General features: G+C 51.6%; 20 protein-coding genes and 4 tRNA genes. 1 reads left to right on the top strand and 23 read right to left on the bottom strand.

Annotation, left to right across the window (positions count from 1 at the left end):
* Positions 1 to 40 precede the first annotated feature (40 nt).
* From QOS46_RS12000 to QOS46_RS11925, 16 genes are all read right to left on the bottom strand, one after another.
* Complete coding sequence (locus tag QOS46_RS12000; protein ID WP_283610050.1) at positions 41 to 799, bottom strand: hypothetical protein; 759 nt, start codon at positions 797 to 799, stop codon at positions 41 to 43.
* A gap of 7 nt (positions 800 to 806) precedes the next feature.
* A complete protein-coding gene (gene lysS / locus QOS46_RS11995) occupies positions 807 to 2,309 on the bottom strand; it encodes a lysine--tRNA ligase (RefSeq protein ID WP_283610048.1) in 1,503 nt (500 codons plus the stop codon).
* Between the two features lie 226 nt (positions 2,310 to 2,535).
* Positions 2,536 to 3,018, bottom strand: coding sequence for a transcription elongation factor GreA (greA, locus tag QOS46_RS11990; RefSeq protein ID WP_283610047.1), 483 nt, complete (start codon positions 3,016 to 3,018; stop codon positions 2,536 to 2,538).
* A 179-nt stretch (positions 3,019 to 3,197) separates the two neighbouring features.
* A complete protein-coding gene (locus QOS46_RS11985) occupies positions 3,198 to 4,511 on the bottom strand; it encodes a S41 family peptidase (protein ID WP_283610045.1) in 1,314 nt (437 codons plus the stop codon).
* 115 nt (positions 4,512 to 4,626) lie between these two features.
* Positions 4,627 to 5,808 (bottom strand): murein hydrolase activator EnvC family protein, encoded by a 1,182-nt coding sequence (locus QOS46_RS11980; protein ID WP_283610044.1) that lies wholly within the window; start codon positions 5,806 to 5,808, stop codon positions 4,627 to 4,629.
* A complete protein-coding gene (gene ftsX, locus QOS46_RS11975; RefSeq protein ID WP_283610041.1) occupies positions 5,798 to 6,706 on the bottom strand; it encodes a permease-like cell division protein FtsX in 909 nt (302 codons plus the stop codon). Before ftsX ends, QOS46_RS11980 begins: the two co-directional genes overlap by 11 nt.
* Entirely contained in the window at positions 6,696 to 7,388 is a 693-nt protein-coding gene (gene ftsE, locus QOS46_RS11970; RefSeq protein WP_283610040.1) for a cell division ATP-binding protein FtsE, read from the bottom strand. The genes ftsX and ftsE overlap by 11 nt, the downstream gene beginning before the upstream one ends.
* A gap of 194 nt (positions 7,389 to 7,582) precedes the next feature.
* Positions 7,583 to 8,668: a PucR family transcriptional regulator gene (locus tag QOS46_RS11965; RefSeq protein ID WP_283610038.1), complete on the bottom strand. Its 1,086-nt coding sequence runs from the start codon at positions 8,666 to 8,668 to the stop codon at positions 7,583 to 7,585.
* 203 nt (positions 8,669 to 8,871) lie between these two features.
* A complete protein-coding gene (locus tag QOS46_RS11960; protein WP_283610036.1) occupies positions 8,872 to 10,077 on the bottom strand; it encodes a diaminopropionate ammonia-lyase in 1,206 nt (401 codons plus the stop codon).
* Between the two features lie 281 nt (positions 10,078 to 10,358).
* Positions 10,359 to 11,021 (bottom strand): formate/nitrite transporter family protein, encoded by a 663-nt coding sequence (locus QOS46_RS11955; RefSeq protein ID WP_283610034.1) that lies wholly within the window; start codon positions 11,019 to 11,021, stop codon positions 10,359 to 10,361.
* A gap of 390 nt (positions 11,022 to 11,411) precedes the next feature.
* Complete coding sequence (locus QOS46_RS11950; RefSeq protein WP_283610032.1) at positions 11,412 to 12,302, bottom strand: cysteine ABC transporter substrate-binding protein; 891 nt, start codon at positions 12,300 to 12,302, stop codon at positions 11,412 to 11,414.
* 20 nt (positions 12,303 to 12,322) lie between these two features.
* The gene (locus tag QOS46_RS11945) at positions 12,323 to 13,069 is read right to left on the bottom strand and encodes an amino acid ABC transporter ATP-binding protein (protein ID WP_283610030.1); all 747 of its coding nucleotides are present in this window, start codon (positions 13,067 to 13,069) and stop codon (positions 12,323 to 12,325) included.
* A gap of 15 nt (positions 13,070 to 13,084) precedes the next feature.
* Positions 13,085 to 13,762 (bottom strand): amino acid ABC transporter permease, encoded by a 678-nt coding sequence (locus QOS46_RS11940; RefSeq protein ID WP_283610028.1) that lies wholly within the window; start codon positions 13,760 to 13,762, stop codon positions 13,085 to 13,087.
* Positions 13,743 to 14,402 (bottom strand): amino acid ABC transporter permease, encoded by a 660-nt coding sequence (locus tag QOS46_RS11935; RefSeq protein ID WP_283610027.1) that lies wholly within the window; start codon positions 14,400 to 14,402, stop codon positions 13,743 to 13,745. Before QOS46_RS11935 ends, QOS46_RS11940 begins: the two co-directional genes overlap by 20 nt.
* A 273-nt stretch (positions 14,403 to 14,675) precedes the next feature.
* Positions 14,676 to 15,140: a GNAT family N-acetyltransferase gene (locus tag QOS46_RS11930; protein ID WP_283610026.1), complete on the bottom strand. Its 465-nt coding sequence runs from the start codon at positions 15,138 to 15,140 to the stop codon at positions 14,676 to 14,678.
* A 333-nt stretch (positions 15,141 to 15,473) separates the two neighbouring features.
* The gene (locus tag QOS46_RS11925; protein ID WP_283610024.1) at positions 15,474 to 15,650 is read right to left on the bottom strand and encodes a hypothetical protein; all 177 of its coding nucleotides are present in this window, start codon (positions 15,648 to 15,650) and stop codon (positions 15,474 to 15,476) included.
* Between the two features lie 114 nt (positions 15,651 to 15,764).
* Here QOS46_RS11925 and QOS46_RS11920 point away from each other — a divergent pair, with 114 nt between their 5' ends.
* Positions 15,765 to 16,001: a helix-turn-helix domain-containing protein gene (locus tag QOS46_RS11920; protein ID WP_283610022.1), complete on the top strand. Its 237-nt coding sequence runs from the start codon at positions 15,765 to 15,767 to the stop codon at positions 15,999 to 16,001.
* 150 nt (positions 16,002 to 16,151) lie between these two features.
* On the opposite strand, the gene QOS46_RS11915 is transcribed toward QOS46_RS11920, so the two are convergent.
* From QOS46_RS11915 to QOS46_RS11885, 7 genes are all read right to left on the bottom strand, one after another.
* Positions 16,152 to 16,227: transfer RNA gene (locus QOS46_RS11915), tRNA-Gln, on the bottom strand.
* Between the two features lie 65 nt (positions 16,228 to 16,292).
* Positions 16,293 to 16,369: transfer RNA gene (locus QOS46_RS11910), tRNA-His, on the bottom strand.
* 6 nt (positions 16,370 to 16,375) lie between these two features.
* A tRNA-Arg gene (locus QOS46_RS11905) sits at positions 16,376 to 16,452 on the bottom strand.
* A gap of 8 nt (positions 16,453 to 16,460) precedes the next feature.
* Positions 16,461 to 16,534 (bottom strand) — tRNA-Gly (locus QOS46_RS11900).
* Between the two features lie 58 nt (positions 16,535 to 16,592).
* Positions 16,593 to 18,875, bottom strand: coding sequence for an ATP-dependent Clp protease ATP-binding subunit (locus tag QOS46_RS11895; protein WP_283610020.1), 2,283 nt, complete (start codon positions 18,873 to 18,875; stop codon positions 16,593 to 16,595).
* A gap of 122 nt (positions 18,876 to 18,997) precedes the next feature.
* On the bottom strand, positions 18,998 to 19,615 hold the full coding sequence (locus QOS46_RS11890; RefSeq protein WP_283610017.1) for a CDP-alcohol phosphatidyltransferase family protein: 618 nt from the start codon (positions 19,613 to 19,615) through the stop codon (positions 18,998 to 19,000).
* Between the two features lie 35 nt (positions 19,616 to 19,650).
* Positions 19,651 to 20,337 (bottom strand): CvpA family protein, encoded by a 687-nt coding sequence (locus QOS46_RS11885; RefSeq protein ID WP_283610016.1) that lies wholly within the window; start codon positions 20,335 to 20,337, stop codon positions 19,651 to 19,653.
* Between the last annotated feature and the right edge of the window lie 68 nt (positions 20,338 to 20,405).

The raw sequence follows: 20,405 nt of genomic DNA, 5'->3' as shown, positions 1-20,405 counted from the left end.
AGGAAAGACAAATCAGTTTTTTAATTAGAAATTCAAAAGTCTATTTTCCAGACACCAGCCGATCAAATAACGTGCAGCTGGCTGTGTAATAGGATACTTTTTCCGGGTTCTGCTCCAGTGGGGTTCCGCTGAATACCCGCAGTGAGGCACCCAGCCCGTCGAGCTGCTGCATCACCTTTTGGCGGCTATCCGCATCCAGCATCCCTAAATCAGCCTCGGTTATCAGGCTTGACAGCGGCTTTGCGTCCTTCCAGGGCAATCGCATGGCGGCTTCCTTCTCTTTTCCGGCCTTCGGCACGGTGCCGTCCAGATTCGAGAACATCTGCCGTGTTTTCTGGTGTGCCCGAAAGCTCGCGTCGTCTGTCAGGAAGATCATGCTGTCTCCTGCTTCCAAATCCGAAAGGAATTTGGCTACACTCGCCATCTGGAAAGAGGGGTCGCTGACCTCCTTGCCTTCCTCCATAACGATCAAATAGGAATTCACGCGCACAATCACACGGCCGTCCCCATTCAAATCCTTCCCGTACCGGGCAATTTTCTGTTCCAGCACAGTGGCGGCTTCATCCGAAAACTTGGTTTGGGTCAGAACACCAATCTGGTAATCCGGCTCCTCCTTCGTCGTCAGCTCATACACAAAGCTGACAATCAGAGCAATGACCACCAGTGCTATCAACAGATGAAACTTATGGTAATACCAAAAGTTTTCCCATTTTCCCTTGGGGGTTTGAAGAGTTACCGCCTCACCGTCCCGGTGGATGGTCTCCTCTCCCGCGTTCCACAAATACCGATCCCTTGCCAAGTGAATCTCACTCCCTGGGTTTCATAGTGGGGAACAAAAGCACGTCGCGGATCGACGCGCTGTCCGTCAGAAGCATCACCAAACGATCAATTCCCATGCCCATGCCACCCGTGGGGGGCATGCCATATTCCAGAGCGGTGAGGAAATCCTCGTCGATCATGTTGGCCTCTTCATCGCCGGCCTCTCTGAGCTGCATCTGGCGCATAAAGCGCTCGCGCTGGTCCACCGGGTCGTTCAGCTCAGAATACGCGTTTGCAAATTCGCGGCGAGTAGCAAACAGCTCAAAGCGTTCCACCAGCTCCGGCACGTCCTTCTTGCGCTTTGTCAGCGGAGAAACCTCTACCGGGTAATCGTAAATAAAGGTCGGCTGCACCAGCTCGCCCTCCACCTTCTCTTCAAAAAACAGGTTCATGATGTCACCCCAGGAGTGGGTAGGCTTCGTCTCAAAGTGGAACTTCTTCGCCTCCTCGAGCGCACGTGCTGTGTCGCCCTTAAACGACAGAAAATCCACACCGGTAAACTGCTTGATCGCATCGTTCATCGTCATGCGGCAGAACGGCAGCTTCAGGCTGACTTCTTCGCCCTGGTAGGTAATCTCCTCAGTGCCGCACACCTCTTTCGCGCAGGCGTTGATGAGGTTCTCAGTCAAGTCCATCATGCCGTGGTAATCCGTGTACGCCTCGTACAGCTCGATGGTCGTAAATTCGGGGTTATGCTTTACATCCATTCCCTCGTTGCGGAACAGACGGCCAATTTCATATACCTTTTCCATGCCGCCGACAATCAGGCGCTTCAAATACAGCTCCGGCGCAATGCGCAGGTACAGGTCGAGGTCGAGCGTATTATGGTGCGTGATAAACGGGCGGGCCGTGGCACCGCCGGGGATCAGGTTCAAAACAGGGGTTTCCACCTCAACGTAGCTGCGTTCGTCCAGAATGCGGCGGATCGTCGCAATCACGCGGCTGCGCTTTTCAAAGGTGTTTTTTACCTCGGGATTCACAATCAGATCCACATAGCGCTGGCGGTACCGCAGGTCGGTATCCTTCAGGCCGTGGAATTTATCCGGAAGCGGCAGCAAAGATTTCGCCAGCAGCGTAATGCTCTTTGCATGAATGGATATTTCCCCCCTGCGGGTGCGGAACACAAAGCCGCTGATGCTCGCGAGGTCACCGATGTCCCAATTTTGCAGGCCATGGTAGGTTTCCTCGCCAATATCATCTATTTTCAGGTAAACCTGAATTCTGCCGGTGCGGTCCTGAATATCCATAAAGCTGGCCTTACCCATGTCGCGCCAGCTCATAATGCGGCCGGCCACAACAACATCCTTGCCCTCTAGCTCTTCAAATCGGTCACGAATGTCCTGTGCGAACGCGTCGCGGTCGCAGACCGTAATTTCAAACGGGTCCTTCCCCGCCTGCTGCAGTGCAGTCAGCTTGTCCCGGCGAATTTGAAGCAGCTCGCTAATATCCTGCTGCTCCTGCTCCACAGGCTCTTTTGTCTTATCGCTCATCACTATTCTACTCTCCCTGTTTTCTGTATTCCTCCGCCGCACGGCGGTCTCCTGGTATGAATCCTCTCTATAAAGCAGTAAACCAGGCTTATGTTTCTGCGCCTGCGGCGAAGAAGCATAACGGCTCTTCACTTTGTAATTGCAGATTCGTATTCCTATGCAAAAACGGGGCAGGGTGAAAATTTTCACTCCCGCCCCGCGCTGTTTTGTTCTGTTTCGGAATAAATTATTTGGAAATCGCGAGGATCTCGTAATGAATAATTCCAGCCGGAACTTCCACCTCGATTTTATCTCCTACACCGTGGCCCAGAAGGGCTTTTCCAACCGCGGATTCATCTGAGATTTTTCCCTGCAAGGGATTTGCCTCGTTGGAACCGACAATTTTATATTCCTTGATCGACGAATCTCTTCCATCGGGAGTGACACGAACTTCCACCTTGGAGCCAATGTGGATGTTTTCGTTGTTCAACTCGTCTTCATCGATCACGACTACCATTTTGAGCATAACCTCAATATCGGCAATGCGAGCCTCCATGATCGCCTGATCGTTTTTCGCTTCATCATATTCGCTGTTTTCGGACAGATCGCCGAAAGACAAAGCTACCTTGATTTTTTCGGCAACTTCTTTTCGTTTTACCGACTTTAAATATTCCAACTCCTGCTCAAGGGCCTCCAAGCCCTCCTGGGTTAAAATGACCTGCTTTGCCATCAGCTGCTTACCACCTTTTTCAGAGTGAATCGATCGCCATACAAATTGAAACGGGATTGATTGTTCCCCCGCCTTCGGCGATGGAAGAATCACCGTTTTTCAGGATTCCGTGTGTTAAATTGTCCGGCGATACGTCGCAATATATCTATTATAGTGAACAAGTATGCGTCTGTCAACGCTTATTTGGAGGCCGCCACGGAGGAGGAAGCCGCACCGGACACGGTATCTTCCATGTTGCCGCTGTCGGTACCCGGAATCTGCTCCACGTCCGCCCCCTGCTCTACCAGAGCGGTTATGGCTGTTTGAATCTGGGGATCCTCCAGCGCGGTAAGGGAACGGCGCAGCAGCAAACCTTTCTGCTCCTGGGTCATCTCGACCGCCATATCCACATCCACACCCGTGCCGTTGAAAGTCTTCCCGTCTATGCGGGTATAATTGCCAACGGAAAGCTGAATCGCCGAGCCGTCGGACAGGGGAATGATCTCCTCCTTGGTACCGTGACCCGCGGTTTTTTCCCCGATCAGCTTGCCTTTTTTGTAATCCTTAATGTCTGCCGCAAAAATTTCCGCCGCGCCATACGTATTGGCGTCAACCACCACGCTGATTGGCAGATTGATCTCACCGGATTTCGAGCTGTACTCCACCGTGATCTTGCCGTTCTTGTCGGCATAACTCACCAGACTCACCGCCGGCAGGAATTCGTCGAGTACCGAGGCCATTACCTCTACGCTGCCGCCGGAATTGTTGCGCAGATCAACCACAAGGCCAGCTACCTTCTTCTCGGTAAGGGTGTTGATTGCCGAAACGAACTGATCCTTTGTGGAGCTTTGGAACTCCGAAATCGCAATATAGCCCACGTTGCCGTTGATCACGGAAGAGGAAACCGTTACGCGCTGGTATTCGGCGCGGGTAACGGTCACATCCATTTGCTTCGTAGTAGTCTTACCGTCTGCCGTTACCTTACGCAGCAGGCCGAGCTTAACCGTGGTGCCAACAGTGCCGTCAAGCTTGTTCACAGCCTCGCCATAGCTCAGGCGAATGACCTCTTTGCCGTCCAGCGAAAGAATCACATCTCCCTTTTGCAGTCCGGCTTTGCTGGCCGGCGAGTTGGGCAGCACCTCAATCACTTCCATATTCCCGTCGGCATCCTGAACGGTGCGAACACCCACGCCAACTGCTTTTTTAGAGGTGGAACCGAGATAATTCTTATATTTTTCTGCAGAAAGATATTTTGCATCGGCATCGCCCAGCCCAGCCATATAACCGGCGGCAATGCCGTCGTTCAGGCCGGTCTCCCCAATTTTTTCAATATAATCCTGCCTTACCTTTTGGTCGATTTCACTCAGCTTGGTATACATGGCCTGGCGTTCGTTCACATCGGCCACTTTTTCATTAAAGCGCCCCATCGCAAAGGTATACGTTAGAGAAACCGTAATGGCGGCCGCTACCAAAGACATCGCCGCCGCTGCGCCGAGCGACACTTTTTTGCTCATATGCTTCCCTCTATCTTTTTGGTATCGTCAAATTGCTTTCAGAGGAACCCTTACGTGAAAACAGCGATTTCTTCCCCCGCCTTCGGCCGGGGAAGAAATCAACCGCCTGCTTCGCTTAGCCGAACCACTTCATTGGGTTCTGCGCAACACCGTTCACGCGGATCTCAAAATGCAGATGCGGCCCGCTAGAATCTCCGGTACTGCCCACATAGCCGATCACCTGGCCCTTTTTAACTACATCGCCGGTGTTGACCACCACATTGCTCATGTGGCCGTAGCGGGTGGAATATCCGCCGCCGTGGTCAAGGTAAGCGCAAAGTCCATAGCCTCCGCCCCAGCCGCTGTGATTGGCAAGAATCACCTTACCGCTGTCTGCCGCAACGATTGCCTTGCCGTAAATGCCCGAGCCGGCAATGTCAATGCCCTTGTGCCCGCGCCCATCACCCCAATAGGAGCTTAGCTTAGTATAACCGGGAACCGGCCAGGTAAACTGGCCCTTGCTCACGTAGCCGCCGCTGGCCTGATTGTTGTTGTTATTATTCTTAATGCTGGCGTAATAATCCTTGTACCACTGATCCACCTGGGCATCCACCTTTTTGCGCTCGGCAGCCAGACGGTTATTTTCCGAATTGGTGTCAACCACGTTGGCCGAAATTTCCGTCAGAACGCGCGAGCTTTCCGCCAGCAGCCCCGTCAACTCCGAGTTTTTGGTATCCAGATCCTTTTTGGCCTGCGCCACGCTCTGCCGGTTCTGCTCGATCTGTTCCTTCTGGGTTTTGATGGAGGCCATATCGGCTTTCAGCGTCTGAATCACCTGCTGGTCATGCTGCGAAATCGAGCGCACCAACTCTGTTTTATCGAGAAAATCCGTCACATCCTGCGCACCGAGAATCACTTCCAGCTGTGAGGATTCCCCCAGCAGATAAATGGCGCGCACACGCTGCTTGAGCTGCTCAATGTTGGCGTCGATGCTCTTCTGCTTCTCCGCAATCTGCGATTCCTTCTCTTTAATGTCCGCGTCCAAAGCGGTCACCTGAGCATTGAGCGTATCGATCTGGCTCTGCACGTTCTGCACCTGGGTATCCAGCGTATTTTTATACTCCTGCTGTTTGGCCTTATCGGCCTTGAGCTGCTTGAGCTTTGACGCAGTAGCCTGCTGCTGCTTTTTCAGCTCGTTCTGCTTCTGCTGGAGCTGATTGATCGTGGAACTGGCCTGCACACCGGACGGAATCCACGAAAAAGCGACGATAACCGCCAGCACCAGCGCCAGAACGGAGCGCTTGCCTTTACCAGCCAATGGAATTTCCTCCCTTCAGATATTTACTGATGGAAATACCGCCGCCAAGCGCGCCGAACAGGGCACCCGCAGCAATAAACAGCAATATAATCTGCCCCATTACACTCCCGAGCGGTAGCGGCTGGAAGAAGGGGACAATATTCGTAATGGTATTCAGTGTTTTGTCGTAGATCAGCGCCAGTAAACCACTGGCCAGAAGGCTCGAGAACAGGCCGATCAGTATTCCCTCCACAACAAACGGCAGCCGAACGAAGCTGTTCGTTGCACCCACGGATTTCATCACGCTGATTTCCAATCGGCGCGAAAACATGGTAATCCGGATGGTGTTGGAAAGGATGAACACCGAAACCAGACTCAGAATCGAAATAATCCAGAAGCCGGCCGTCGTCACGAGATGGTCAAGGCTTGTCAGCTTCGCCGCCACATCGGAGTAATCACGAACCTTATAGACCCCCTCCAGAGAGCTGATCTGCTTCGCGGTTTCTTTATACAGAGAAAGGTCCTTCATTTTGACCTTAAATACGTCGTTCAGGGGATTATCGTCACCTAAAAGACTGCTAAACACGCTGCCATCGTCGCCCATAGATTTCATCAGCGCCTCGAGTGCCTCGCCCTTTGGCACATAATCGCAGCTTTCCACGTTGTCGAGCTTTTTGATCTCCTCGCCCACCTGCACCGATTTCAGCGTGGGCAGGCCATTTGCCATGTACACAGTAACGGAGTTGTCATTCTCCAGCGTCTGCATCGCCCTGTTCAGGTTCATCGAAAACAGCGTGGCCGCTCCCGTCATTAACAGGCATGCCACCAGAACGCCGATCGAGGCAAAGGCCATCATGCGGTTGATCCAGACGTTCTTGACGCCTTCCTTCAGTAAATATCTGATGCTGCTAATTCTCATCGGGTACCTCCAAAGCCAGATTGCAGCTGTCGGCCACAACCTGCCCGTCGTGAATTTCCACCACACGGCGGCGGAAATGCTTGACCAGCCGGTGTTCATGTGTAACCATCAGCACCGTGGTACCCCTGCGGTTGATTTCACTTAACAGGCCCACGATTTCAAAGGAAAGGGCCGGGTCAATGTTGCCGGTAGGCTCGTCCGCAATAATCATGCTGGGGTTATTCACCAGCGCGCGCGCAAGCCCAACTCTCTGCTGCTCTCCGCCGGAGAGCTCCTTCGGGCGGCAGTTGGTCTTTTCCTTGAGCCCCACAAGATTCAGTATGTATGGCACACGCTTTTTAATCTCTCTTTGAGAAGCGCCCACCACGTGCATGGCAAATGCCACGTTGTCAAATACCGTCATTTTGTCAATCAGGCGAAAATCCTGAAACACCATTCCCATTGTGCGCCGCACATAGGGAATATCTCTGCTCTTCACAGTAGAAAGCTTCCGGCCGTTGACGATGATCTCGCCGCTGTTCGGAGCCTCTTCACACGTAATCAGCTTTAAAAAAGTGCTTTTTCCCGCTCCGGAAGAACCAACGATAAAAACAAACTCGCCCTTTTCTACCTTCAGATTCACATCCCGGAGCGCTTCCGTACCGTTGCCATAGGTCTTATTCACATCTATAAATTCTATCAATGTCATCGCTCCAAAAAATAATTTCCCCGTGCAAACCGCTGCCGGGCACACCAAGGTGCTCCAGAAAACAGCAGTGTTTCTCCCTAAAAATCAACACCCATTGGTATGTTTACATAATACCAATGGGCGAAAGATTTATTGTTCTAGAAAAGAATAAATTTGTAATTTTTCTGTAATATTTTTATTCTTCTCCGTCAAAATTTAACCGGATTCGAGGACAGATATTTCTTAACCATCAGAGCCACCTTAAACACAATCGCATCCTCGAACTCGCGCAGATCCAGCCCGGTAATTTTTTTAATTTTTTCCAAACGGTAAACGAGTGTGTTGCGGTGAACGAACAGCTTGCGCGAAGTTTCGGAAACGTTCAGGTTGTTTTCGAAAAAGCGCTGAATCGTGAACAGGGTTTCATGGTCAAGCGATTCAATCGAGCCGCGCTTAAATACTTCCTTCAGGAACATTTCGCACAGAGTGGTGGGCAGCTGGTAGATCAAACGGGCAATGCCCAGATTGTCGTAGCTGATAATGGATTTTTCAGTATCGAACACCTTGCCGACCTCGAGAGCGACCTGCGCTTCCTTAAAGGAACGCGCCAGGTCCTTAATGCCGACGACAATGGTGCCGATTCCCACAACACAGTGAGTGTAGAATTCGCTCGACAGCGTATCCACAATCGAGCTGGCCAGCTTATCCAGATCCTTCGGCTCAATGCCGGTACGGATTTCCTTGATCAGTGCAATATCTGATTCATTAATGTTGATGATGAAATCCTTGTTCTTGTCGGGGAACAGGTTCTGAATCACATCGTAAGCGGAAATATCGGATTTGTTCGAAATTTTGATGAGCATACACACGCGGCTTACATCCGAATTGAAGTGCAGCTCGCGAGCCTTTAGGTAAATATCGCCGGGCAGAATGTTGTCGAGAATCACATTCTTAATAAAATTGCTGCGGTCGTACTTCTCGTCGTAATACTGCTTGATGCTGCTCAAAGAAATAGACAGCAGATTGACATATTTCATCGCCTCGCTGTCGCTGCCCGAAACAAACACGGCATACTCCGGCCGGGGACGGCTGCCAAAAGACTTGTAGGTATATCCTCCTACTACAAAGGGATTGGGCGAAGCAATGGTGTCCGGAGTAATGCTTTCGTTCACTTCACCGATACGACCCAGCTCGCTGCAGGCAATAATAACCGAGGTCTCGTCAATGACGCCAATCGTTCTGTCAATCGCGTCGCGCATTTGGTGAATAACTCCCTGAAACAGTCTATTTGACATGATGCTCCCTCACTTTATCAGTTTTCCAGATAGTTCTGGATGAATACATGCAACCCTAATTGATATTGTCCAATATATTTTACACAAATTTTGATGAAATTTCAAGCTCGTATCCGATTATTTGTTAAAAAACTTTCTCAAAACGACAGAATAACGTTCTAAAGTAAAAAATGACGCGGCCCTCAAAAAGCCGCGCCAAAAAATCACTCTTTTTTGTTCTTTGCAGCCTCCACAATGCTGCGGTAGGCCTCGGGGTCGGTATCACCCTCCGTGCTAAACAGCAAAACGGTTGCGTTTTCATCCAGGCCCATGCGCTGCCGCTCGGCGCGCATTTCCGGCGCAAGGCACAGGTGCACAAGTAAGCCAAGGCCAACCGCACCCGATTCGCCCGAAACCACCCTGGTGTCGCCGTCATTCGGGTGCGCAAGCGTACGCATACCCAATTCGGTCACCCAGTCGGGGCAGGCGGCATAGCACGACGCAAAATCGCGCAGTACCGGCCAGGTGAGCGGATTCGGCTCACCGCAATTGAGGCCCGCCATGATTGTTTCGGGATTCCCGCCAATCGCGGCGGGTCTGCCGGTGCCACTTTTGGCTGACTCAAAAATACAGGCGACGGCATCCGGCTCAACGATCACCGCATAGGGCGGGTTTGCGGTGAGCCTTTGCTCCAGATACGCCAGAACGCCTCCCGCCATGGAGCCGACACCCGCCTGCAGAAACACGTGGGTCGGTTCCGCTTCGCTCTGCGCCTTCATCTGCTCGAGCGCTTCCGCCGCCATGGTGGTATACCCCAGCGCAATATCGCGCGGGATTTTCGTATACTCCGCGGTGCCGGTGTCCTGTACCAGAGTTTGCCCGTTCTCTTTGGCCCACTCCGCCGCAAGACGCACCGCATCGTCATAGTTCAACTCGGTAACCTCAACCGGTGTGTCGTTGATGGCTCGGATTGCCTGCACGCGGCTCTCCTTGGAGCCCTTCGGCATATACACCCGGGCCTTACAGCCAAACACGGAGGCCGACCACGCCACGCTTTTACCATGGTTACCGTCGGTCGCAGTCGCAAAAACCCGGTTGCAGGCATGCGCTCTGGCCTCCGGTGTCGTCAAGGCGGCATAATCCGGTGCGCCGGTGAGTTCCAAATCCTCCCATAAAAGCCGGGCAATCGCAAAAGAGGCCCCCAGCCCCTTAAACGCGTTTAGTCCAAACCGTTTGGATTCGTCTTTGAGAAAGATATTTTTAATTCCCAATCTCTGCGCCAAACCATGCAGAGAAACCAGAGGCGTTTCCTCATACTGAGGCATGGAGCGGTGAAACGCCTGCGCAAAGGAAAGCTCCTGCTCGGTAAAATACGAAAAATCCGTGCGATGGTCGGGGGCTCCGGCCAAAAGTGATACCGGGCGATCCATAAAATTTCTCTCCTCTCTTGGTGTGACAAATGTTTGGTATTAGAATCTCACGCCGTTCACGGCAACAAGTTACCGACGGCTGGAAAATCTGAAACCTAAGACAGAGAAAGCATTTGACTTCCTGCCGTATTGATAGATACAAGTGACTGCTCATTTTGTTATAAAAAAAGCCGTGCGCGAAAACGCATGGCTTTTTATCCGCTCCACCATGGGTGCTTACCAGGTGGAAGATTCTGTAAAAATTAGTATAGCAGTTTGCCCCCACAAATGCAAGGGCACACTTATTTCTCCTTAGCCGCCTGCGGCTCTTCAATCAACCGGCCGCTCAGTCGGTGCAGTGCGGCGAAGCCGGCTCCGCCAACAATGTTACCAAAGGTGATCACCGCAAGGCTAATTAGGCCGTGGCCCAGAGCGCCCGCCATCCAAAAATAGAACATGTCGGCAACGCAGTGCTCAAAGCCGCTCAAAATAAAGACCATTACGCTGAATACGATTCCCAGGTATTTGCCCACCGGGTGCGGATTGCTGCGGTAGCCCTCCACTGCCACATACATCAAAAGGCCGCAGAAGATTCCCAGAATGAACAGGCTGAGCAGACTATCGCCCAGCTTAATCTCAGCCAGATGCACAGCCTTTTCATGCAGCTTCGCGCCCTGGCGCGTGACAGACATCACCACGCTCATCAAAAAGGTTCCCAACAGGTTCCCCAGCCAGATCAAAAACAGCCAGAGTACCTTCTGCGGGTCGCGGTATGATATATACGCCAATTTACCGGTAAACAGGTTCCAACGAAACACTAAAATTGTCATCAGTCCCACTGAGAACAGAAAGGACCCTATCACCGCATTTTCCTGCAACATGTAAATCACACAGCCAATACCAATGCTGAACCCCGCCAAAACGGCCAGAAGGAATGTTCCTGCCCAAGATCTGAATTTATCCATAAAGACTCCCCTTTTTCCCAGCGGGCCGTGCCCGCGACAGATGTTACTAACACTCGCCTATTTTAGCACAGAACTTTTTTCATTCCAATCTTGGCGCGTCTTATATTCGTCTATCCCCCGGCATTAGCAATAAAGTGTAATTTGTATATTAATCTAAAACAGGTGTTGCAAACCCACTTTATCTCGTTTTATAGTCTATTTTAAGAATACAGAAACCATAAAAACGTTTTTTACAGCATTTTAATACTTATGTAGAAACACTTGCAACAGATACTCCATTTACCTCATAACAATTATTGCACATTATAAACCGTTCTCTGTTCGCAAAAAGCAATTAAGGGCAGTCTTTCACAGACTGCCCTTAATTGCTATGCAGGTTTCACCTGCCGCTTATTTCACTTCGCCGCTCTCAACCACCAGGCTGTCGGGAGTGACCGCATCACCATAAACAGGCTTCAGGGTCTCTTCAAAGTCCTTATGGAAGAAGCTCTCTTTGCCCAGGGTCTTAATTTCATTATTCAGCCAGTCAAGCAGTTCCTTGTTGCCCTTCTGCACCGCGGGAGCGATGGTGTCGACATCGCCAAGGCTCTCAATGCCAACCTTAAAGCCGGGGTTCTTCAGCGCCCAGGCCAAAACCTCCGTGTTGTCTGTGGAGAACGCGTCGCCGCGGCCGTCCAGCAGGGCGTTGTAGGTCTCGGTATATTGGTCAAATTTGACCAGATTGATCTCGGGGTGGTTTGCGGTAAAATAAGTTTCCGCCGTCGTACCCTTGGCAACAATCAGCTTTTTGCCGGCCAGCTGCTTCACGTCGGTAATCAGCGCTTTTTCCGGGCTGACAACGCCCAAAGCGACCTTCATGTAGGGCAGTGCAAAGTCGACCGCTTCAGCACGCTCTTTGGTTACGGTGAAGTTGGCGAGCACGATGTCAACCTTACCGGTTTTCAGGTATTCCACGCGGCTTGCGGGCTCCAAAGAAACGTATTCCGGAGTAACTCCCAAATCCTTTGCGATGCGCTCCGCAAAATAAACGTCGTAGCCTTGATATTTGCCGTTCGCGTCTACATAGCCAAAGGGATTTTTGTCACTGAATACGCCAATAACGACCTTGCCGCTCTTCTTAATCTCATCTACCGATCGTGCGGTACTGCTCCCAGTTCCCTGTGCAGCGGAAGACGCGTCTGCACCGGAGGAAACAGCTTTATTCGACGAGCAGCCCGCGAGAACTCCAACGGACAACGTCAGTGCAAGTGCAAGAGATAACGCCTTAATTTTATTTTTCATAAAGTAATCCCTCTTTCCAGTTATTCAAAAGTGAAGATATTCAAAAAGCGCTGAAGCCGCTCTGTTTTCGGCTTCGTAAAGAACTCCTCCGGCTCACCGGATTCCACGATCTCGCCACCGTCCATAAAAACCACGCGGTCGGCAATCGCTCTGGCGAACTGCATTTCGTGCGTGACGATCACCATGGTCATCCCGCCCTTTGCCAGCTCGAGCATCACGTCGAGCACCTCGCGCACCATTTCGGGGTCGAGAGCCGCGGTCACTTCGTCAAACAGCATGATCTCCGGCTGCATCATCAGAGCGCGCACAATCGCGACTCTCTGCTTCTGCCCGCCCGAAAGCTGACGAGGATAGGAACTCTTCTTTTCCAGAAGGCCCACACGTTCCAATAAGGTTTCCGCCATTTTTACGGCTTCTTCTTTTTGCCGGCCCTGCACCTTTAAGGGTCCGAGCAGAATGTTATCCAGCACCGTCATATGAGGAAACAGCTCGTAGCTTTGAAACACCATGCCGATTTTCTGCCGTATCTGGCTCCATTTGGCGGTGCCGTCTGTCAGCACCTGCCCGCTGAGCAAAATCTCTCCGGACTGGATGGGCTCCAGCCCGTTGATACATCGCAGCAGGGTGCTTTTTCCGCAGCCAGAGGGACCGATTACCACAACGACCTCACCGCGCTTCACCGTCAGTGAAACGTCCCGCAGCACATCGGCGGAACCGTAATCCTTTTTAAGATGCCGGATTTCCAGCAACGCATCTGTTTTCTCCATCCGTTTCTACTCCTCCTATTCCTGCCATCTTTTTTCCAATCTTCCCGCCAAACGCGAAATGGGGAAGCATACCAGAAAATACAGGAAGAAAATCGCACCGTAAACCCACAAAGCCGCGCTGGGCGCCGTGTAACGGTTTGCCTCAATAATCTGCTGGCCCACCTTGAGTACCTCCACCACGCCGATCAGCACGATGAGAGAGGTGGTTTTGACCATACGGGTGGCCAGATTAATTGCAAGCGGCAGCAGCCGCCGAATTGTTTGCGGAATAATGATGTATTGGTAAATCTGTACGCCGGTCAGACCGAGCGCCCGGCCGCTTTCGTACTGATGCTTCGGGATTGAAATCAGCGCGCCGCGCACCAAATCGCCCATCTCCGCCGTGCCCCAGAACACGAACACAATCACCGCGGAGACCTCACCCGAAAGGTGAATGCCAAACGTTTTTGTCACCCCAAAATACACCAGAAATAGCAGCACCAGCTGCGGCATGATACGCACCGTTTCAAGGTACACGCGGGAAAGCGCCTTCGTAATCGGATTTTTCAGCGTCATCACCATGCCAAGCAGAACACCCAGCACCATCGAAATCACCACGGAAAGCAGTGCAATGCGCACCGTAACCCAAAGGCCCTCCAGCAGTCGGACGAAATTGCGCCCGTCAAGCAAAACGCTAATTCCCAAATCCTGCATAGCGCAGCCTCCTTTCCAGAAGCGAAGAGGCAATCGAAATCGGCAGCAGGATGATGAGATAGGAGGTCACAAGCAGAAACAACGCCTCATCTGTTTTGTAATACAAGCCGATCAAATCCTTCGCAACATACATCAGGTCTGCTAGAGCCACCACGCTGAACACCGACGTTTCTTTGATTAGAAAAATCACATTTGCGCACAGTGCCGGAACCGAAACGGAGAGCGCCTGCGGCAGCACTACATAGCGGATGATCTGCGAATGCTCCAGCCCAATGCTGAGCCCGGCCTCCAGCTGACCTTTCTCCACAGATTCAAGCCCGCTGCGGAACGCCTCTGCCATATAGCTGCCACCCAGAAAGGCCAGCCCCATGACGGCGCAGCTTTCAGAGTCAATAACAACGCCCAGCTTTGGCAGGCCAAAATACAGAAAAAACAACTGAACCAACAGCGGCGTATTGCGCGAAAGCTCAATGTATATGCCGACAATCCGGCGCAGCACAGGTACCTTATAATATTGAATAAGGCTGCAGAACAGCCCAAGTAAAAACGAAAACAAAACGCCCCACAGAGCGATTCGCAGTGTCAGCAGCGCCGCAGTCTGATACATGGGCACATTTTGCCTGATAAACTCAAAATCCAAAGTCTGATTCCTTCCTCATATGTCATATCAAATACTTTGAAAAAATATTTTAAAATACTTTTTCTATGATACGGCGTTCCCAGAAAAGAGTTCCATTTATTTCGTAGTAATCATATATGAATTAATATATTATATATTACTACATCCTTACCGCCGTGTCAACCGTCTGTCGGAATTTTTATAAAGGCCGCAAAAAGCCACGCGAAAGAGCCCTCTGAAACAAGTGGGCGGCAGCAAATGCCTCTCTTTCACGCAGCATCCGGTGGGTTCTGCTTACAGCTCGAACACCATGGGAGTATAGTGTGATTCCGACTTTTGGAACCCAAGGTATTCATACAATTTTCTTCCCTGCGCGGTTGCCTGAAGATCCACATGGCACAAGCCTCTCTGCCGCGCATCCTCCAGCGCCATGGTGACCAGCTTCGCACCCAGACCCAGCTTGCGGTACTCGGGGAGAACATAAACGTTCATCAGCGTTCCGGTTTTGCCGTTGAGCGCAGACGGCCCGGCGGGCTTCTCCACAATCAGCATCAGTACCGTACCGGCCAGGCGCCCGTTTTCTTCCGCCACATAGGCAGTCAGGCTTTCCCCCAGATCACGTTCCAGATAACCCGGCAGCTGTTCTTTCACCGCCGCTTCCTGCTCTTCCGTCAGAGTTCCCCAATCCGCTTTCAGGTATTCCACTCGCATTTCCGTCAACTGTTCGCTGTCGGAGCGCTCTCCGTTTCGGAATATCATCTTTCTATACCCCTTTCCCGTCCCTGTAACAGCAAGCAGCGCTGTTTAAAAACCGCACGGTTCGCATTACAGGGTTATGATTGATTTGCATTTATAAAAACAAGTATATCATAGAACAAAACGAAAGAAAAGAAGCTTCCACTTATGTGAAAGCTTCTTTTCTGCAGCAGACGTATTTCAACTCTTTTGATAATTCATTTCAGCCATTCTGCCTTTATTCCTGTTGCTGCCAAACATAAAGCACACGTTCCTTATCGTTCAGCCGCTGAATTGTTAAGAAAAGAGTCCGAACGCAATTTGCGTTCGGACTCTTTTTCTGGATTAGTGGTGATTTTAACTCTTTGATTTCAGCTGCTCTTTCTCATTCAAAGTATTCACTGATAACTCACCTGCAAGTTTGAACAGAGAATCCACTATCACTTGCTCCTGATTCCTACCGCCGGCATTCTCTCCGATCTTTTCATAAAATTGGTATAAATAATCATCAATCATTATGGTAACCTTTTTCAAGCACATTCACCTCTCTCGTTTAAATTGGACTCAAATCAGTCCCATTATATCATTTGTTTCTTCTACAATCAAGATAAATGGACTAAAATCAGTTCAAGCATGGAGGGCATAGTGATGAGCGATCAAAAGATTAAGCAAGATGAAATTCATATCGGCCGAAACATCAGAGAGATCAGACTGAAAAAGAAGATTGGTCAAACAGAATTAATCCGTCAACTTCAGCTTTCCAATGTCGAAATGACGCGAGAAACTCTCGTAAAAATTGAACGGGGAATACAACATATCTACGCAACGCAGCTTCGCGGAATTCGTGACGTGCTTGGAACATCATACGACGAATTGCTCAAATAGAAGGCTTACATACCTATGTAAAAAGCAAAGACCATCGATAAAATCGGCGGTCTTTATGATACTCAATATCAATGCAGGCTTTCGGCGCGGGCATAAAACAAAACGCACCCACAAATGTGAGTGCGCGATTTGTGTCCAGCTTCAAGCTGGTGGCTGGGCTGGATGGATTCGAACCATCGCAATGACGGAGTCAAAGTCCGTTGCCTTACCGCTTGGCTACAGCCCATCAGCAATTGAAAAAGGTAATAAGAACGAGGCAAAAATTTTCATCTTTGCCTCGCCTCATTTTAGTGGGGTGGAAGATGGGATTCGAACCCACGATCTCCAGTGCCACAAACTGGCGCTTTAACCAGCTAAGCTACATCCACCATATATGGCGCGCCAAAAGGGACTCGAACCCCTGGCCTACTGCTTAGAAGGCAGTTGCTCTATCCTGCTGAGCTATTGGCGCGAATGTCTTGGAGCGGGTGATGGGAATCGAACCCACACGACCAGCTTGGAAGGCTGGAGTTCTACCACTGAACTACACCCGCAATCAAAAGCGACGTTATGAATTATAACACGCTCCAAGACAAATTGTCAAGACAAGCATCAAATTATTTGCAACTTTATTTCATCATTTTCTTCTGTTACGGCAATTCCAGACAAAGATGAATCGCTGTGTTCCACAATCTCTGCGGTGATGCGATCCTCCACCTTGCGGCGGATCAGATTGCGCAAATCACGCGCGCCGCTCTTGCCGCCGATGGCATGCTCTGCGAGCCACTTCACGGCCTTTTCGTCGTAGGCGAACCGAATTCCACGCTCCGTGAGGGCTGTGGTGTATTCATCGAGCATCAACGCGGCGATCTTCTGGTAATCCTCGGCGTTCATCGCACGGAAAACAATCACCTCATCCACACGGCTCAAAAATTCAGGCCGCAGGAATTCGGAAAGAGCCTTCATCGTTTTTTCTCGGCTCACGTCAGCGTCGGTCTTGGCAAAGCCGAGCGCGCCCTCGCGTTTTTCGCTGCCCGCGTTCGAGGTCATAACAATGATCGTATTTTCAAAATTGACGGTGCGCCCCTGCGCGTCGGTGATTCGGCCTTCATCCAGAATCTGGAGCAAAATGTTCATCACATCGGGATGCGCCTTTTCAATCTCATCAAACAACAGCACGGAATACGGGCGGCGGCGCACCTTCTCGGTGACCTGACCGGCCTCATCGTAGCCCACATAGCCGGGCGGCGAACCGATGATGCGCGAAACGGAGTGCTTCTCCATAAATTCAGACATATCGAGGCGGATAAGCGTTTCCGGTGTATCGAACAGCTCTTTCGAAATCACCTTGGCCAGCTCGGTCTTTCCCACGCCGGTGGGGCCGACAAAGATAAACGAAGCCGGGCGGCGGCGAGGGCTGATCTGCACCCTGCTGCGGCGGATAGCCGCGGCTACGGCGGCAACGGCCTCCTGCTGGCCGATCACCTTTTTGTTGAGCAGCTCCTCGAGGCCGGCGAGCTTTTTCAGCTCGCTTTCCTGCACACGGCTGGCCGGAATCCCCGTCCAAAGCTCGATTACATGCGCCAGATCCTCAAGGCCAACATCACTGCCGAGCGCTTCGGGCATCAGCTGGCGGGTTTTCTCCTCCAGACTGGCGATTTCATAGCGTACCTGTGCCAGCTTCTCGTAGTCCGGGTCTACCCCGTCCGCCGTCAGGTCGGTTTCCTGCTGACGCAGGGAATCCAAACGGAAGGAAGCGGTGTCGTAATCCGCCATTTTCTGATTACGCAGCGCGGCGCTGGCGCACGCTTCATCCAGCAGATCGATCGCCTTGTCGGGCAGGAACCGGTCGCTGATATATCGTTCGGAGAGCACCACCGCGCGGCGGATCACATCGTCCGGCACATGCACGCGGTGAAAATCCTCGTAATAGCTTTTGATGCCCAGCAGCACCTGCGTCGTCTGCTCAACAGACGGTTCGCCGATCTTCACGGGCTGGAAGCGGCGCTCAAGCGCGCTGTCTTTTTCAATGTATTTGCGGTATTCGGTAAAGGTAGTCGCGCCGATCACCTGAATTTCTCCGCGAGAAAGGGCTGGCTTTAAAATATTAGCGGCATTCATAGAGCCTTCGGCGTCGCCGGTGCCAACCAGATTGTGCACCTCATCGATGAACAGAATCACATCACCGTCGGCCTTCACCTCGTCCACCAGCCCCTTAATGCGGCTTTCGAACTGGCCGCGGAACTGCGTACCGGCCACCAGCGCGGTGAGATCAAGCAGGTGAATTTCTTTTTTGCGCAGGCGGGCGGGCACGTTGCCCTCCGCAATGCGAATCGCAAGTCCTTCCGCGATGGCGGTTTTGCCAACGCCGGGCTCGCCGATCAGACAGGGGTTGTTCTTGGTTCTGCGGCACAGAATCTGAATCACACGGGCAATCTCCTGATCACGGCCCACAATGCGGTCGATTTCGTGGTTCTTGGCCCGCTTCGTCAGATCGGAGCAGTAGGTGTCGATATTACGGCGCTTCTTTTTGTTTTCGGGTTTTTTATGCTCCACGGTCTGGGTCGTTTCGCCGCCGGATTCCGGAGCGGATTTTCCACTTCCAAACATGCTCTGAATGAGCGGGAACGTGGCCGCGCCGCCGGGCACAAAGCCATCGCCGTCGTTGTCACCATCGCCAGATGTCTCCGCCAGCCCGCCCATCATCTCGTCGAGCTGATCCTCCATCGTTTCCAGCTGATCCTCCGTAATGCCCATCTGGTTCATCATGTCCTTTACAGGCTGAATCCCCAGTTCTCTGGCACATTTCAGGCAATATCCTCTGGCGTCCTTTGCGTCTGAACTGGAGGCAACAAACACAACGGCCGGGCGTTTTTTGCATCTTGAACAAATCATCTTGTGAATTCTTTCCTCCGCTGCCGCTACGGGTTACGAGAGTGTTTCTTTGCTTGAACCAACACTCTGCGGGTGATTTTGGAGGTGCTGCCCTGCGGCGAAATTGGGGCAAACCGGCACCGTTATCCCTGCTTGCGGGAAATGGTGCGTCTGGCCTTCAGCTCCAGGTCAACCGTATCCTTGGGGTCTTCGGAATGAAGCGTCGTCCAGAAAATTTTAAAATATTGAAGAAAGGCATAGACCATCATTCCGACGGTCGCCGATAACAGCGTAATGGTAAGGTAAAAGTTTTCGTATTGAAAAAAGCCTTTCAGCACATAAATAACCGAAAACGAAACGTAGAACATCGTTGTAGCTACCTTGCCGTACCACTTTGCAGCCGTGGGGCGCTTTTTACGCCTCAGCAGCACACAGGCCGCAATGATCATCACCGTTTCTTTGAGGACAAACACTGCCAGAAACGGCACCAGAACCGGCTCCGCAATTGCCATGCACACTGCCACCGCGGCCTGCGTCAGCTTATCCGCAAGCGGATCAAGCAGCTTACCCAGTTCGGTGATCTGGTTAAAATGGCGGGCAATATAACCGTCCACCAAATCCGTCAGGCCGGATACCACCAGTACGACTCCGGCAGCACGCCACTGCTGTGCCAAAAAATAAAGCACAAATGGCGGAATCAGCAGGATTCGAAAAACGGAAAGCGCATTCGGAATCGTGATGTTCTTGTTGATGTCCCTCATTTCTCCACTCCCATCTGCCTCTGGGCTATCCCCCATTATTCCTCAGGGAACAGGAAATTAACCGGGCTTTTTTCATAAATAGACTGGTAGACCCAGGAAGATTTCAAATCACTCTGCGTAATACCGAACAGACCACCCTTCATCATGGGCAGGCCGATCTGCAATAGCATGCAAAGCAGCAGCACGATCGCGCAGCCACTGAAAAAGCCGACAACGCCACCGGCAGCCATGTCAATCTGGTGAAGAATCGGCAGGCGGAACGCCGAACCAAGCAAGCGCACCAGAAGACGGACGACAAAATAAAGCGCCGAGAACAAAACCACCGTAATCACCAGGCGGGTAAAACCGATCACCGAAGGGGACAGCAGATTTGCGATCTGCGGCGCAGCCTTCTCGATCGAGCCGTTCAGCGTCGATAAAAGGCCGTCGCCGGAAAGACCACTTCCCAGGAAGGACGGCAGCGAATCCTGGAGCGCCTGAGCCTTCTGCTCGGCTCCCTGGCCCGCTGTTTTCTGCAGGGTCTCTGTAATTTTCCCCACCAGATTGTCATAAATAAAATTCTGAAACAAAGCACCCGCCGCCATGCGGCCGATCACAGCCGCAGCAGCAGAGGCGATCACATAGCCGACAAACCCGGCCACGGAACGGATCAGCCCTTTTTCGCAGCCAACAATTGTAAACCAGGTGAGAATCGCAACCAGTATTAAATCAATTAAACTCACAGGCAACCTCCCGAATTTCACAACCCGCCGAGCGGGTCTTTTCTCTATAATATATCACAAAGCAAATA

This window comes from Faecalispora anaeroviscerum (assembly GCF_947568225.1).
Taxonomy (GTDB): domain Bacteria; phylum Bacillota; class Clostridia; order Oscillospirales; family Acutalibacteraceae; genus Faecalispora; species Faecalispora anaeroviscerum.
The sequence above is the reverse complement of the archived record's forward strand: the minus strand, read 5'-3'. Positions and strand labels throughout refer to the sequence as shown.